The following is a 15,050-nucleotide window of genomic DNA, read 5'->3' as shown; positions in this document are numbered from 1 at the left end:
TACGCACAAGGCCATTTTATTCATATTTTGATCTGCTGTGATAATTTATTAATGTACAGGGAACGAATTAAGAAGAAAGTAATCTCGATCATCCCGAAAAAGGTGAGTACGATACATGTCTCTTTTAGTAATGAGAAAGAAAACATACTTTGTAAAAACTTAACGGCAAATAATGTGTGAACACCAGCAACGATGTAAGGAACGAAAAATAAAATTCCTAATTGAATCGTTGCGGAGCGAAACATTTCTGACTCAGTTAATCCAAGCTTTGTAATCGTAATATACTTTTGTCTTTCAGTTGTTAAGTCATTATACATACGGAAGTATAAAACACTAGCTGCTCCGATAAAGAAAATAAAGCCGAGAAATGTCCAAATAAAGAAAGTGGCAATTGAATTCCCTTTACTGTAGTTTAGATCAACCGCAGCTGTATCAATATCAAACGGGGGAGAAGGAGCCAGTTCTGTATCTTTATATGCTTCATAGAAGATAGCTGTATCCTTCTGAATATGTTTTAACATATTTTTCGTCGGAACAACTGTATTTTCCCAATTCTCAACGAAGTAGTTATACACTATGGTCGTTTCAATATGAGGAATCATATTATCAAATACATAATCTTGTACAACAATTACATGCGGAAATTTAAAGGCTGGTAAGATCCCTTTATTAATAAATCCTTTAATATGAAATTCCGTTTTATTTGATCCCAGTGTAATTGTATTTTGTTTTGCAAATGGATTGGATACAAGATTTACGAGTTCTGGCGAGTAACGAGAAATAATATAAACTTGTGTAGAATCAAGGGTTATTTCCGGCCTCTTTAACTGTTTCGCAAGTGAATTATAGTCACTCATTTTCATAAGAGTAATGTTTTCTTTTAAAGCAGTATCTTGTAATACTGTAAACTTATGCTTATTGTATTGAAAATTAGCCTTTGTAAGCTCCGTTTCAATTGTAGCAATGTGTTTTTGTTCCAATTGATTTTCACCTTTGGACGTATACGTGAAGGGGAAAGGATATCGTTCTAATGTTGATGCTTTTGTATTATTATTAGCAGCAAATAGCCCAGTAATAATTGTAAATGCCAGTGCTGACAACATAGAAACGATAAAGAGCACATTAATATTACTACGTGTACGGCTAGCTAAATCTGAAATCCATAACATGTTTATTTGTTTCATATAAAACTTTCTCCGCTTTTTTAAGATAAAGATAAAGAGGAGAAACGTCTGTGAAAAGAATAAATATGTTCCGACTATTACGAGCGGTAAAATAGATAACATGATAAGGTATACAGATCCATTTTGTACGTTTTTTTCTGTTACGTAGCCTTGCGGATAACCAGCGATATAATAGCACAGGCCTAAACAAATTAAGGCAAACAATGAAATGAGTATAGATGGCCTTTTTTCATCTTTTTTATTTTTATTATTTTTAATTAATCGTGTTGTTTTCCGAGTACGAATGAACATCGGTGTAAATGTAGAAACGATGAAAAATAAAATAATAAAAGTTACTGTTGTTACGATAATAGCTTCTGTTGGCCAATATAAATAGAGACCTTTTGCATTTGTTAATTTAGAAGTAACGAGTAAGAAAAAGTTAGAGAACACAAGACCGCCTTGAATACCAGCAAAGATAGCTAGTATTCCAATAATCATATTTTCAGTAAACAAAAGACGTTTTAATTGTTTTTGAGATATACCGAGAACAGTTAAAACGCCAAATTGTTGTTTCCGTACATTTAAAAACGTCCCAATAGAATATAAGAGAAAGAAGAACGAGAACAAAACGATAACAAACTGTGCCATGCCAGCCAAGTTCATGAGCGGATCTTGTTCCTGTAATTTATTTATAATTTGTAAGCGTGGATGATACGCGTATACAGTAAATGAAAAGAAAACCATGATAGAGAACGCACTACTTACAAAATAAGCGAAATATGCTTTAGAATTACGCGAGACATTTTTAAATGCAAATTGCCAAAATGTCATCCACGTCTTCCTCCTAGTAATGCTAGAACATCCAATATTTCTTGATAAAATTTCTCTCGGTACAATCCGCGGTGTAGTTCATTGTAAAGTTCGCCATCTTTAATGAAAATGACGCGGTTACAATAACTTGCTGCGAATGGATCGTGCGTAACCATTAAAATTGTTGCATCTTCTTCTTTGTTCAATTTCGTAAATAGCTCCATTACGTCAATAGCCGCTTTTGAATCTAAATTTCCTGTCGGTTCATCGGCAAGTAAAAGTGACGGATGATGAATAACAGCACGTGCTACTGCGGTACGTTGTGCTTGTCCTCCTGACACTTCAAAGATACGCTTGTCTAAAATATGATCAATTCCAAGTTTTTTTGAAATGTTATCAAGCTTTTCATCCATTTCTTTTAAAGGAACATTATCTAATGTTAAAGGTAGTACGATATTTTCACCGATTGTTAATGTATCTAGTAGGTTAAAGTTTTGGAAAACAAATCCTAGCTCTTGGCGGCGGAAAATAGCTAACTTCTCTCTACGAAATGTGTGCGGTTTTTTTCCATTAATCACGACATCACCAGCAGTCGGAGAATCAATGGTAGAAATAACATTTAAAAACGTAGATTTACCGCTACCAGATGGTCCCATAATCGCAACGAATTCACCTTTATCTACATGTAAATTTATATTTTTTAAAGCAGTATGAGGGACCTTTCCTTCATACACTTTTGAGACATTTTTAATGTGTAATACTTCTTCCATAATAATCACCTTTCTAATTTTAAAACTTAATGTGTTGTGATAATTTTTGCATATAGAAGGAACGAATTAAAAGGAAAAATAAAATTTCAACTGTTCCAAAAATCACCAGTACGACTGTAATCTCAGCGAAGAACGAGAGATGTAAAACTTCTTGCAGCATCTTTGTCGCAAACATCGTATGAATTGATGCCATAATGTACGGAACAAAGAAAAGAATCGCAAGTTGAATTGTAGCAGATCGTTTCATTTCGGCTTCTGTTAAACCAATTTTTGTAATCGTTACATACTTTTCTTGTTCATTTGTTAAATCTGTATGCATCCTGAAGTAAAGAACACTGCCAGCACCAATAAAGAAAATAACACCTAAGAAAGTACCAATTAAGAAGAACGAAGCGACATTTTGTTTTGTTGTGTATAGAGAATCGCTCGCTTCACTTGCATGGAAAGGCGGGTGCTCTGCTTGAATGTTGTTCCCGTCAGTATTAATTTTGTCTATGAATACCGCGCCGATGTTATTAGCTTTTTCCCAGTCCTTAACTTTAAAGCTATATACACTCATCTGTTTTGAAACAGTGGATAATGCTTCTACATTTTCATCAGATAGTATGAGCAATTGGTATATTAAGCGATTTGGGAATGGGTTATAACTTTTATATTCTTTCACTTGTAGTTGTAAATTGTTTTGCGTAAGTGTAAGAGTATTTTTCTTGTCTTTATTATGAAGCGTTCCAATAACTTGATCATCTAAGTCTTTCATAAGAATATAAGATTCATTCTTATTTACCTTGAGTGTTTCCCGATTTAAAGCCTTAGCAAGTACATTATAGTCACTTTGTTTAATTGCATAATAGAGCTGCGAATTTTCTTCCGCTGAAGATACTTCATATATATCCGTTTTAAATTGTTTATAAGTAAATTGCTCTTCATTAAATCTTTGTTTTAACCAGTTTAAATGTTCATCCGCCAACGTATTTTCAGTATGTGATAAATATGTAAAAGGAAAAGGATTTTCTCTTACTGTATCGAACTTCATAAATTTACCAAAACCATATAAGAATGTAATCATAGTAAAAGCAAGGGTTGATAGCATCGCTACAATAAAGAGCATGTTAATGTTTGTCCGAATGCGCGCTGCTAAATCAGAAATCCAAAGCATATTAATTCGCTTCATATAAAATGTTCTGCGCGTTTTTAATATACGAATGAGTAAAAAACTAATTTGTGAAAAGAAAAAGTATGTTCCAGCTGTAACAAGTGACGGAATGAGAAATATACTGGTGGCGGCGTACAAGAGCCCAACTACGTCGCCGAGCGACATGAAATATAGCGGATTGGCTGCTAGTACGTATCCAGATATTAAACATGTTGCACCAAATAGAGAGATGAGCACAGATGCTTTTCTTTCTTTTTGTTTTGTTCCTTCTTTTAAAAGACGTACAGCCTTTCTCGTCCGAATGAGCATCGGCGTAAACGATGAGACGAGAATGAAGAGTCCTAGAAAAATGATCATAGTTAAAATAATGGCAGCTGTTGGCCAATATAAATATAAACCAGGAACATGTGTAATCTTGGCAGTAACTAATAAAAAGAACTGCGAGAAGACAAGTCCAAGCTGAATGCCGAAAAAGATGGAAAGAACACCAATTAGCATGTTTTCTAGAAATACGAGTCTCTTTAATTGTTTTTGGGATATGCCAAGTACTGTTAAAATCCCAAATTGCTTTTTTCGTACTTTTAAGAAAGTACCGATTGAATATAGTAAAAAGAAAAATGAAAAGAATACAATGACAATTTCTGAAATTGTCATTAATATGTTCAGAGCAGCATTTACGCCTGTCATATGTAGTTTAGGATGAAATAAATAAACCGCAAACGAGAAAAAGATTGCGATAGAGAACGCACTGCTTACAAAATAGGCGAAATAAGCTCTGGCGTTTCGTGTGACGTTTTTAAATGCAAACTGCCAAAATGTCATTTGCCTAGCCTCCTAGTAGGGTGAAGAAGAAAAGGATATAAGAGATACCCTTTTCCTCTACTAAATACATTCATAAAATTTAACCATTCGTATACTCTGATAACTTTTGCATGTAAAAGGAACGAATGAATAAGAAAAAGACGATTTCAACTACGCCAAAAATAATAAGAACAGCTGAAATTTCTTTGAATAGTGATAGATCAATTACATCTTGGAGCATTTTCGTTGCGAACATTGTATGAATGGATGCCATAATGTAAGGGACGAAAAATAAAATACTAAGTTGAATGGTTGCAGATCGTTTCATCTCTTTATCTGTTACACCGATCTTAGAAATCGTTATATATTTCTCTTGTTCGTTCGTCAAATCTGTATACATTCTAAAATAAAGAACGCTCCCCGCTCCAATAAAGAAAATGACTCCTAGAAATGTCCCGATTAGGAAGTACGTGGCACTACCAGATGTGATTCTGTATAATGAACCTGCTGATTCATAGGAGTATATAAGGGCCCCTTCGTGCTGGAATTCTTGTAGATCTTTTTGTATTTTTCGTATAAAATCATCAGCAATTTTATACGTCTTTTCCCAGTTTTGTACTTTATAATTGTACGCTGCTACATGCTTTGTTGTATGTGGCAAGTTATTTACAACAGTATCAGGTAAAATTAAAGTTTGGTATGAAAAATTAGATGGAATGGCCCCTGCTTGTTCATAGCCCTTTACTTGTAATTGCGTATTCGTGCTAGAAAGTGTAATAGACTTTCTATTGTAGCTTGGCTCAAATTCGCTGAATAAGGTTACATAAGCGTTACCTGTTAAGACATATGCTTCATTTTCGTTCATGAATAGTTGTTTCATTCGCAGGGAAGCTGCGAGTTTATTATAGTCACTTTGTTTTATTGCATATATGTCATTATAAGCTGTTATACCTTCATCTTCTTTTAGTGGTGTTTCATATAAATCAGCCTTTATTTTTTTATAAGAGAAATTCTCTTTTTTTAATTGTTGTTCAAGCCAATTTAAATGATCGTCCACAAAAGGATTTGCGTCATAAGAAAAATAAGAGAATGGAAACGGTGAACTTCGCGTAACCTCTAGCTTTGTAAACTTTCCGACTCCATATAGGAACGTAATCATTGTAAAAGCAATTGTAGATAGCATCGCTACAATAAACAGCATATTAATATTCGTTCGGATGCGGCTTGCTAAATCCGAAATCCACAGCATATTAATTCGTTTCATATAAAACTTTCTTCTTTTCTTTAAAATATAAATAAGTAAGAAACTAATTTGAGAAAAGAAAAAATATGTCCCAATTGTCACAAGTGATGGAATCACAAAAATACTTGAAACCATATATATAACGCCTACTTGCGGGTTTATTGAGAAGAAATATTTAGGATTTGCAGCTAAAATATAACCACCTAATAAACAAATCGCACCAAATAGAGAGATGAATATGGATGGTTTTCTTTCTTTTTGTTTCCCACTATTATTCGTTTTTAAAAGGTTTACCGCTCTTTTCGTACGAATTAGCATTGGTGTAAATGAAGATACTGCAATAAAGAGACTCAGAAATACAATTGTTGTTAAAATAAAAGCATTCGTTGGCCAATATAAATATAGTCCTGGTACATGCGTAATTTTCGCTGTTACTAATAAGAAAAATTGCGAAAAGACAAGTCCAAACTGCATGCCGAAAAAGATAGATAAAATATCAATTAACATATTTTCAGTGAAAATGAGTCGATGTAATTGCTTTTTTGATATACCTAAAACGGTTAACACACCAAATTGCTTTTTCCGAACTTTTAAAAACGATCCGATTGAATAAAGTAGAAAGAAGAACGAGAACAAGACAATGATAACTTCTGAAAAAATCATTAATCCTGAAATTTCTGAGATCATACTGAAATTTTGTAATTTAGGATGAAATAAATAAACAGCAAACGAAAAGAAAACAGCAATGGAAAAAGAACTGCTTACGAAATAAGCAAAATAAGCTCTGGAATTACGTGTTACATTTTTAAAGGCAAACTGCCAAAATGTCATAATACGTACCTCCCGCTAGAAGACAAATATGTAGTTTTATTGCAAAAAATGTATGAGAGTAAGTTCTCATACATTTTGCTAGCATATGTTGCGATCATGCTTCGGTCACCTTCTCCGTATGTTCTGCTTGATTATTTGCAGCGTTGTGGAAGATGATTTTAATCGTCGTTCCTTTACCAACTTCAGAATCTAGTTTGACAGAGTGACCTAAATAATCACAAATTTTACTTACGATATAAAGTCCCATACCAGTAGATTCTCCGAATGTACGGCCGTTTTTCCCAGTGTAAAACGGTTCGAATACTCTTCGAATATCTTCTTGCGGAATACCAACACCTTCATCACGAACTTCTAAAATAATATCTTTTCCATTTCGGTAAGCGGATAAGAATACTTTCTTTCCGCGCTCACCAGAGTAACGAACAGCATTTGTCATTAACTGATAGATGATAAATTTTAGCCATTTCGCATCAGAAGCAACCTTTAAATCAGAATGAACTTCTAAAACAGGGAAGACTCCATTACGAATGAATAGCTCTTTTAATCCATTAATATTTTTTGTTACCGTGTCTTTTAATGAAATCGTCTCAACATGGAAGTCTTCATGGAAGTTATTTAACCTTGCCATGTATAAAGCCATATCAAGCCCTTGGTTTAGACGTTCTAATTCTTTTTTGAATTTCGGAATCAAATGTTCATCTTCCATTTCGAGAACCATAAGCTGCATAACAGAAACGGGTGTTTTCATTTGATGCACCCAGTGGTTAATAAATAATTGATGTTCTTGTTGTTTTACTTCGTACGATTGTAGCTCTTTTTGGAATAGACGATACTGCGTGCGCACGAGTTCATTTACACCGTGAGGCATCGGAGCAGTTGCTCTTTCAATAAACGCATCTTCCATTTTTTCTGGTTGCTCACTTAATCTATGGTACATTCTACGATTGCGGACGTAACGGTAAGCGAGGAAACAAATAAATAAGTATAAACTTAAAACGACGAAGTAAAATTTATTATTTTGAAATCCATCTACTGCATCATAAAGAACGAAAATGATACCGAAGTTTAATACGTACAGTAGAAAAAATGCAAAATGATCACGTAAAAATAGCTTCATGCTTATTCACTCCAAGTTGCGTTAAAGCGATATCCAAGTCCACGTACTGTTTCAATAGAGTTCTCAATGCCAAGCTCATTAAACTTTTTACGAAGACGTGTAATGTTTACGTTTAATGTATTTTCCTCAACGAAACTTTCGTCATCCCATAGAGCAGCTAATAAATCTTCACGGCTCGCCGTACGAGGGAATTTAGATAATAACATTTCTGCTAAAATAGCTTCTTTCTTCGTTAAAAGAACTTGCTCAGATCCAAAATGAATTTCTGGACGCTCTGGGAATAGTTTTAAACCTTCTACTTCAACGATACGTTCAGAAATATTTGGTGCATAATCACCGTAAATACGGCGTAATTGTCCTTTAATTTTCGCCATTACAACGTCATAGTGGAACGGTTTTGTAATATAATCATCCGCACCGCTTTCAATCGCCATAATTTGTTCCATTTCACCAGCACGAGCTGAAATGAAAATAATAGGACAAGTAGATTCATGACGAATTTGGCGGCACCAGTAGAATCCATCGAATTTCGGTAAGTTTACATCAAGTAAAACAAGATGTGGCTTTACAGCGTTAAACGATTCCATAATATCATCGAAGTTCTCCGCAACAACAGCTTCATAGCCATATTTTTGAATGTGAGATTGTAGTAATGATGAAATATTTGGATCGTCTTCAACGATTAAAATTTTATACATATGTATATTCCTCCTAAAAAAACAATTGTAGCTATAGTGTATCATGTGTTTGACGTCTTTTCATTATGTTGAAATATAAGCTAGTAAACAGTATAGGTCAAAAGTGTGAAAAGTAAAAAGGGAGCTGGATACAATTGACAAATAGCGGTAATCAGTTTAATATTTAGGTAAATATCTAAATGTCTAATTATCGAAAGGAAGAAAGACATTGAATCAAGCGTTCAAAGCATTAGCAGACCCAACAAGGCGAAAAATTTTAGACTTATTAAAAGAAGGTGATCTAACCGCTGGTGAGATTGCTGAACATTTCAATATGACAAAACCAAGTATTTCACACCACTTAAACGCACTTAAAAATGCTGAACTTATTCAAGATGAAAAGAAAGGGCAATTCGTTGTGTACTCTTTAAACACAACGGTATTTCAAGATTTGCTAACTTGGGTGTTTACGTTTACGAATAAGGGGGAAGAGGGGAAATGAGAAAGCATCTTTTTGCAATCTTATTAATTGTTATAACTGGTTTAGCTTGGGCGTTTGCTTGGCCACATTTGCCGGATACAATTGCAACTCATTGGAGCGGCGGTAAAGTAGATGGATATTCTTCTAAACTTTATGGAATGATTTCAATGGTTGGAATTATGATCGTATTATATATATTTCTAAATGTGTTACCAAAGATTGACCCAAAGAAAGCGAATTACGAGAAATTTTCTAAAGCTTTTATGATGATGAATAATGGGGTACTGTTGCTACTATTTATAGGAAATATAGATATTATTACAAGTGGATTAGGATATAACGTACTCATCAATCGAGTGCCAGAATTATTAGTTGGTCTTTTATTTATAGTCATCGGCAACTATTTACCACAATGTAAACCAAATTACTTTGTAGGTATAAAAACACCGTGGACGTTAAGCAACGAAGAAGTGTGGAGAAAAACGCACCGTTTTAGCGGAAAGTGTTTGTTGCATTAGGGATTATTATGATTTTAAGTGTTTTTGTACCAGTAACGTGGAAATCTTTCGTAATGGTTGGAATTATTATTGGTGCAGTAGGGTTAACGATGGGATATTCCTATATCGCTTATAAAAAAGAACTAAAAATGTAAGACAAAGCTGCTTTTCCTTTTAAGGAAGAGCAGCTTTATTTTTTATTTCCTCAAAACAGGTATCCAAATTTCACTTTTAAAGTTTGGAGAGGATGTATCTTTCTGTTCATTCCACAATATCTCCGGTCCTTCCGCTAGTTCATAGTTCGAAGAAGGGAACCATTCAGAATAAATACGTCCCCATACGTTTTGTAATGTTTCAGGAAATGGGCCGACAGCTTCAAATATAGCCCACGTTGAAGCTGCGACTTCAAGTTGCGCGAATTGCTCTGGACAATCTTTCGTTGTGGCTACTCCAATGTAGTGATCGAGTTCGCCTTTTTCCTCCATTCTGCCTTCAGAAAAGTTAGTAGAAGCACTAATGATTCCATTCGGTGCCATGTTTGAAAGTGACTTTAACGTTTGAATGGACTTTGGATTTAAACTTTTCCACATAGAAGCGATTTCTTCATTTACACCGTTAAATACAATCGGTACTCGTTTTGTAATACCTATAATTCGAAATGGTTCTTTTTCTTCAATTCGATAGTTCATTTCGTTTCCTCCTTGGATGGATAATTGGAAGGTCATTGGTGAATAGGCTTTTAAGGAATGACTACTATTTCGGGCCTCTGAAGGTGTTATGCCGTGTAAGTTTTGAAAGGCGCGAGAGAATGAATCTGGTGAGTTGTATCCATATTTGATAGCGACATCAATGACTTTTGCATCGCTATTTTTTAGTTCAAAAGTAGCGAGAGTAAGACGTCTACAACGAATGTATTCTGATAGTGATATGCCAGCTAGGAAAGAAAACATTCTTTTGAAATGATATTCCGAGCAGTAAGCTAGCTTCGCAACTTCTTTAAAATTAATTTCATTTGTTAAGTTGTTTTCAATATAGCGCATTGCAGCATTCATATTTTTAAGTGAATCCATATTATGACCTCCTCTGTACATAGAATAGCAGGAACGAAATAGCTCCACCCGACATTTCGTGCACAATTTTGTAGGGTACATTTTGTACCTTACAAAATTGTAATGTTCCTGTAAGGAGAATGAATGGATGGCATGATATCCCAATGTTATAGTAACAAAGTACTTTGATTCATTAGGTTAAATTTTGATTTCTTTGCTTACCGGTCTTACGTAACTGTCATGTTTGTGTAAGAAACATCGATAGTGGAAAAAGTAGAGAATGTATATAGTGAAAATAGAGAATAGATGAAATGAGGGATGTCGAGATGAAAACAGTGTTAGAAGCAAAAAATATTGAAAAAGTGTATGACACAGGTGGTAATAAATTTGCAGCGTTAAAAGGTATTAACTTACAAGTAAAAGAAGGTGAGTTCGTTGGAATTATGGGACCTTCTGGTTCTGGTAAGACGACTTTACTAAACGTTCTTTCTACAATTGATAATGCGACGAACGGTGAAATTTTAATTGATGGAAAAGATATCGTGAAAATGAATGATGATAAGTTAGCGTTATTCCGCCGCGATCATTTAGGTTTCATTTTCCAAGATTATAACTTATTAGATACGTTAACTGTAAAAGAGAACATTGCGTTACCTCTTGCGTTATCAAAAGTGAAAGCGAGTGAGATTGATCGCCGCGTTCTTGAAATCTCAAAGAAATTCGGTATTGATCATATTTTAAGTCAGTTCCCATATCAAGTATCTGGTGGACAGAAGCAAAGATGTGCGGCATCACGTGCAATCGTTACAAATCCAAGTATGATTTTCGGGGACGAGCCGACTGGAGCGCTTGATTCTAAATCAGCAACAGATTTACTTGAAAGTATGAAGTCGCTAAATGAATATGACAACTCTACAATTTTAATGGTAACGCACGATGCGTTTGCGGCAAGTTACTGTAAACGAGTTATTTTCATTAAAGATGGTGAGTTATATAAAGAATTGCACCGTGGTGAATTAACGCGTAAACAGTTCTTCCAACAAGTCGTTGACGTAATGTCTTCTATTTCCGGAGGTATGGCTGATGACCTTATCTAGCATTGCCCTCCGCAACATACAGCGGAACTTTAAAGACTACTTTGTATATTTTGCATCTATGATTTTTAGTATCGTTATTTACTTTACATTTAAAGCACTGCAATATAATTCACAAATGGAAAAAGCTGCGGAAGCTTCTAAAAAAATTAGTGGAGCTTTCCAAGTTTCCAGTGTCATGCTAATTATATTCGTAGCGGTGTTCATTATATATTCAAACGGTTTCTTTACAAGGAAACGTAAAAAAGAAGTTGGATTATATTCCTTATTAGGTATTCGTAAAAGACAGATTGGTAAAATGCTCTTTTATGAAAATATGTTAATGGGATTAATGTCTTTAATTATCGGAATTGCGATTGGTAGCGTCCTTTCGAAATTATTCCTTGAACTGCTAGTAAGCATGATGGGATTAAACTTAAACGTTCATTTTGAAGTACCGATAGCTGCCATTATTGATACAGCACTTATTTTCTTTGTGATTATTTTGTATACATCACTTCAAGGATATCGTTTAATTTATCGCTTTAAGTTAATTGAACTTTTCCGTGCAGAACGTGAAGGAGAAGCAATGCCAAAAGGATCTGTCATTATGGCATTCATTTCAGTTGTCTTAATCGGTTCAGGTTATTTCTTAGCATTAATGTTCATGAAGGCAGTTAAATATGCAGACTTTATGGCAGTTGCACTTTATATTTTACTAGCAACAGTATTAGGTACGTACTTACTATTTATGTTCTTTACAGTATTCGTATTGAAACGTGCAAGAACGAATAAATCATCGTTTTATAACGGTATGAATATGGTAACGACGTCACAGCTACTATATCGTATTAAAGGAAATGCAAAGTCACTTGCGACAATTTCTATTTTAAGCGCGGTAACATTAACGGCAGTTGGTACATCAGTTACGATGTATTACAACACATTTACACAGTCAAAAGCAGTTGCGCCTTACAGTTACTCTTATGAGAAAAAAGATGCAGAGCTTGATAAGAAAGTAAATGCGATTTTTGCAGAAGAGAAGAAAGATCACCCGATCAAAGATCAATTTGAAATTGAGACAGTTCCTGTAAAAGGGAAGTTTGAAGGAGACAAAGTTGATTTCATTCTTAACATGAACTATAGGATTTCAGAGAAATATCAGTTTATGTCTCAGTCAGAATTTAATAAATTTGCTAAAAAAATCGACGCAGAAACAGTGAATGTAGCTGCTGGTGAAGCATTTATATATGATAGTTCGTATATGGAAGGGCATGAGTTTAGTCCAACATATAAAGGAAATAAAACGGTATTCCAAATTGGAAATGAAACGAAGACATTAACAATCAAGGATGCAAATAATACTGCAATTACAAACTTAGGTGAACTAGTTGTTGTCGTTTCAGATGAAATGTATGAACAAGCGAAGCAAGCATTTGGAACACGCGTTGTAAAAAATATTGATGTAAAAGATGAAAAAGATAGTAAAGTGTTAACAGAAAAATTAACAAAAGTGATGCCAGCTGGTGAATCAGAAATGGTACTATCATTTAGAGATTTCTACACTGGTTTCCATATGGGGCTTGAAGGAACAGGACTAATGATGTTTATTGGAATGTTCTTAGGTCTTGTATTCTTACTAGCAACAGGTTCTATCATTTACTTTAAACAATTAACAGAAGCAAATGCTGATCGTGAGCGTTATGTTGTACTTCACAAAATAGGGGTCACAAAACAAGAAATGAAAAAAGCTATCGCCAAACAAGTAAGTTTTATCTTTGCAATTCCGTTAGTGATTGGAATTTTGCACAGCTTATTTGCACTAAAAGGTTTAGCAACACTAATACAATTTGAAATTATGATTCCGCTTCTAATGAGTATCGGAGTATACGGTGTTATTTATATTGGATATTACTTCTTAACGGTTCGTTCTTATTATAAGATTGTGAGTGCGAAGTAATAAAGGAGCAGCTATCGCTATAGGCGATAGCTGTTTTTTATTCTTCATAAAATCTTAAGAAATCTCCTCAATTTTTGTTAAGAAACGATAGTTATACTTAGAAACAAGTTAAAAACTATTGAACGAATGGGGAGATGGTTACATGCAACTCATAACATTCTTACACGAATTTATTAAACATCCGAAACATACTGGTGCAATTGCGCCAAGTTCAAAAATATTAGCAAGAAAAATGGTAGATGTAATTGATTTTCATAGAGCGAAATGCATCGTAGAGTTAGGGCCTGGTACAGGGGTTTTTACGAAGGAGATTATGAAGAGAAAAAAGAAGGAAACAATATTTCTTCTTATTGAAATTAATGAAGTGTTTTGCAAAGAGTTACAGAGAAAGTTTAAAGATGAGCAGAACGTCATTGTTGTACACGGTTCAGCTGAAAATATAAAGAAGTATATGGAAGAGTTCCATATAGAATGCGTGGATTACGTCTTATCGGGATTACCTTTTACCTCTTTACCAGAAGAAGTTTCAAAACGTATTTTAAACAATGTAATGGAATCGATACAAGAAAACGGTGAATTTATTACATTTCAATATTCACTTGTGAAAAAAGGATTTATACAGCATTTCTTCCCTGAAATTACACTAGAAAAAGTGTGGCTCAATTTCCCACCAGCTTACGTCTTTAGCTGTAAAAAAGAGCTAAGGAGAGCATATGCATAATGGAATTACATGAATTATTATCTTATATTGAACAATACGGTTATTGGGCTTTATTTTTCTGTTTATGGTTAGGTATTATCGGTATGCCAATTCCAGACGAAATGATCGTAATGAGTGGTGGCTTTGTCTCTTCACTAGGGATATTAAGTGGCATTCCTGCATTCTTATTAACATATTTAGGCGTTGTATCTGGGCTATCGCTAGGTTATATATTAGGGAAAATATTTGGTACAAAAGTACTTCATAAGCTAATGAAAAAGAAAAAGGCGAAATATCTTTTGAAATCTCAACAAATGGTAGAGAAATATGGTCATTATGCGTTAGTTACAAGTTACTTCATACCAGTTGTAAGACATATCGTACCGTATGTAGTTGGGATGAATAATATGTCATTTAAGATGTATGCTTTGTATTCTTATACGACAGGATTTGTTTGGACACTCGTTTACTTTATGCTAGGTTCTTTATTTGGACAACATATTGAAAGTATTGTCGCAGTTGCGATAGAGTATGGTGTGTATTTTGGCGTAGTTGTCGTTTTGGTTGTCAGTTTGTTTTATGTAAAAAGAAGTGCAGTAGTTAGTAAATAGAGGGGCTGTTCCAAAATACATTTTTGGATGGCCTCTTTTGTTGTTTCTACTGTCAGTTTTTGTCGGTAAGTCGATATTCCTTGTCGAAACGTCGATATATTGAAAAAATCG

The 15,050-nt window shown here is 34.2% G+C and carries 12 protein-coding genes and 1 pseudogene; 6 read left to right on the top strand and 7 right to left on the bottom strand.

The window, feature by feature from the left end; genetic code table 11:
• Window positions 1-20: 20 nt before the first annotated feature.
• From MKY00_RS24395 to MKY00_RS24370, 6 genes are all read right to left on the bottom strand, one after another.
• Entirely contained in the window at window positions 21-1,997 is a 1,977-nt protein-coding gene (locus MKY00_RS24395) for an ABC transporter permease (RefSeq protein ID WP_341035305.1), read from the bottom strand.
• On the bottom strand, window positions 1,994-2,746 hold the full coding sequence (locus tag MKY00_RS24390; protein ID WP_000393244.1) for an ABC transporter ATP-binding protein: 753 nt from the start codon (window positions 2,744-2,746) through the stop codon (window positions 1,994-1,996). Before MKY00_RS24390 ends, MKY00_RS24395 begins: the two co-directional genes overlap by 4 nt.
• Before the next feature lie 19 nt (window positions 2,747-2,765).
• Complete coding sequence (locus MKY00_RS24385; protein WP_016718767.1) at window positions 2,766-4,721, bottom strand: ABC transporter permease; 1,956 nt, start codon at window positions 4,719-4,721, stop codon at window positions 2,766-2,768.
• Window positions 4,722-4,800: 79 nt separating this feature from the next.
• Window positions 4,801-6,774: an FtsX-like permease family protein gene (locus MKY00_RS24380; RefSeq protein WP_016718766.1), complete on the bottom strand. Its 1,974-nt coding sequence runs from the start codon at window positions 6,772-6,774 to the stop codon at window positions 4,801-4,803.
• Window positions 6,775-6,868: 94 nt separating this feature from the next.
• Entirely contained in the window at window positions 6,869-7,891 is a 1,023-nt protein-coding gene (locus MKY00_RS24375) for a sensor histidine kinase (RefSeq protein ID WP_000765345.1), read from the bottom strand.
• Between the two features lie 2 nt (window positions 7,892-7,893).
• A complete protein-coding gene (locus tag MKY00_RS24370) occupies window positions 7,894-8,589 on the bottom strand; it encodes a response regulator transcription factor (protein WP_000276738.1) in 696 nt (231 codons plus the stop codon).
• Window positions 8,590-8,797: 208 nt separating this feature from the next.
• Here MKY00_RS24370 and MKY00_RS24365 point away from each other — a divergent pair, with 208 nt between their 5' ends.
• A complete protein-coding gene (locus MKY00_RS24365) occupies window positions 8,798-9,070 on the top strand; it encodes an autorepressor SdpR family transcription factor (RefSeq protein WP_001070526.1) in 273 nt (90 codons plus the stop codon).
• Window positions 9,067-9,701 (top strand): annotated as a pseudogene (locus tag MKY00_RS24360) (SdpI family protein). The gene MKY00_RS24365 and the pseudogene MKY00_RS24360 overlap by 4 nt, the downstream one beginning before the upstream one ends.
• Window positions 9,702-9,743: 42 nt before the next feature.
• On the opposite strand, the gene MKY00_RS24355 reads toward MKY00_RS24360, so the two are convergent.
• Window positions 9,744-10,616, bottom strand: coding sequence for an AraC family transcriptional regulator (locus tag MKY00_RS24355; protein ID WP_016718765.1), 873 nt, complete (start codon window positions 10,614-10,616; stop codon window positions 9,744-9,746).
• A gap of 305 nt (window positions 10,617-10,921) precedes the next feature.
• On the opposite strand from MKY00_RS24355, the gene MKY00_RS24350 reads away from it, so the two are divergent.
• The 4 genes from MKY00_RS24350 to MKY00_RS24335 all read left to right on the top strand — a co-directional run bounded on the left by MKY00_RS24350 (window position 10,922) and on the right by MKY00_RS24335 (window position 14,939).
• The gene (locus tag MKY00_RS24350) at window positions 10,922-11,692 is read left to right on the top strand and encodes an ABC transporter ATP-binding protein (RefSeq protein ID WP_000859654.1); all 771 of its coding nucleotides are present in this window, start codon (window positions 10,922-10,924) and stop codon (window positions 11,690-11,692) included.
• The gene (locus MKY00_RS24345) at window positions 11,679-13,628 is read left to right on the top strand and encodes an ABC transporter permease (protein ID WP_016718764.1); all 1,950 of its coding nucleotides are present in this window, start codon (window positions 11,679-11,681) and stop codon (window positions 13,626-13,628) included. Before MKY00_RS24350 ends, MKY00_RS24345 begins: the two co-directional genes overlap by 14 nt.
• Window positions 13,629-13,770: 142 nt before the next feature.
• Window positions 13,771-14,349 (top strand): class I SAM-dependent methyltransferase, encoded by a 579-nt coding sequence (locus tag MKY00_RS24340; protein WP_016718763.1) that lies wholly within the window; start codon window positions 13,771-13,773, stop codon window positions 14,347-14,349.
• Window positions 14,349-14,939, top strand: a complete 591-nt coding sequence (locus tag MKY00_RS24335; RefSeq protein WP_016718762.1) for a DedA family protein — start codon at window positions 14,349-14,351, stop codon at window positions 14,937-14,939. The genes MKY00_RS24340 and MKY00_RS24335 overlap by 1 nt, the downstream gene beginning before the upstream one ends.
• The last annotated feature ends 111 nt before the right edge of the window (window positions 14,940-15,050 follow it).

The organism is Bacillus sp. FSL R9-9834 (assembly GCF_038006905.1).
Classification (GTDB): domain Bacteria; phylum Bacillota; class Bacilli; order Bacillales; family Bacillaceae_G; genus Bacillus_A; species Bacillus_A pacificus.
The sequence above is the reverse complement of the archived record's forward strand: the minus strand, read 5'-3'. Positions and strand labels throughout refer to the sequence as shown.

Excerpts from the sequence above, each read along its gene's own strand:
- MKY00_RS24395 (WP_341035305.1), bottom strand. The coding sequence starts at position 1,997 with ATGACATTTTGGCAATTTGCATTTAAAAATGTCTCGCGTAATTCTAAA.
- MKY00_RS24390 (WP_000393244.1), bottom strand. The coding sequence starts at position 2,746 with ATGGAAGAAGTATTACACATTAAAAATGTCTCAAAAGTGTATGAAGGA.
- MKY00_RS24385 (WP_016718767.1), bottom strand. The coding sequence starts at position 4,721 with ATGACATTTTGGCAGTTTGCATTTAAAAACGTCACACGAAACGCCAGA.
- MKY00_RS24380 (WP_016718766.1), bottom strand. The coding sequence starts at position 6,774 with ATGACATTTTGGCAGTTTGCCTTTAAAAATGTAACACGTAATTCCAGA.
- MKY00_RS24375 (WP_000765345.1), bottom strand. The coding sequence starts at position 7,891 with ATGAAGCTATTTTTACGTGATCATTTTGCATTTTTTCTACTGTACGTA.
- MKY00_RS24370 (WP_000276738.1), bottom strand. The coding sequence starts at position 8,589 with ATGTATAAAATTTTAATCGTTGAAGACGATCCAAATATTTCATCATTA.
- MKY00_RS24355 (WP_016718765.1), bottom strand. The coding sequence starts at position 10,616 with ATGGATTCACTTAAAAATATGAATGCTGCAATGCGCTATATTGAAAAC.
- MKY00_RS24350 (WP_000859654.1), top strand. The coding sequence starts at position 10,922 with ATGAAAACAGTGTTAGAAGCAAAAAATATTGAAAAAGTGTATGACACA.
- MKY00_RS24345 (WP_016718764.1), top strand. The coding sequence starts at position 11,679 with ATGACCTTATCTAGCATTGCCCTCCGCAACATACAGCGGAACTTTAAA.
- MKY00_RS24340 (WP_016718763.1), top strand. The coding sequence starts at position 13,771 with ATGCAACTCATAACATTCTTACACGAATTTATTAAACATCCGAAACAT.
- MKY00_RS24335 (WP_016718762.1), top strand. The coding sequence starts at position 14,349 with ATGGAATTACATGAATTATTATCTTATATTGAACAATACGGTTATTGG.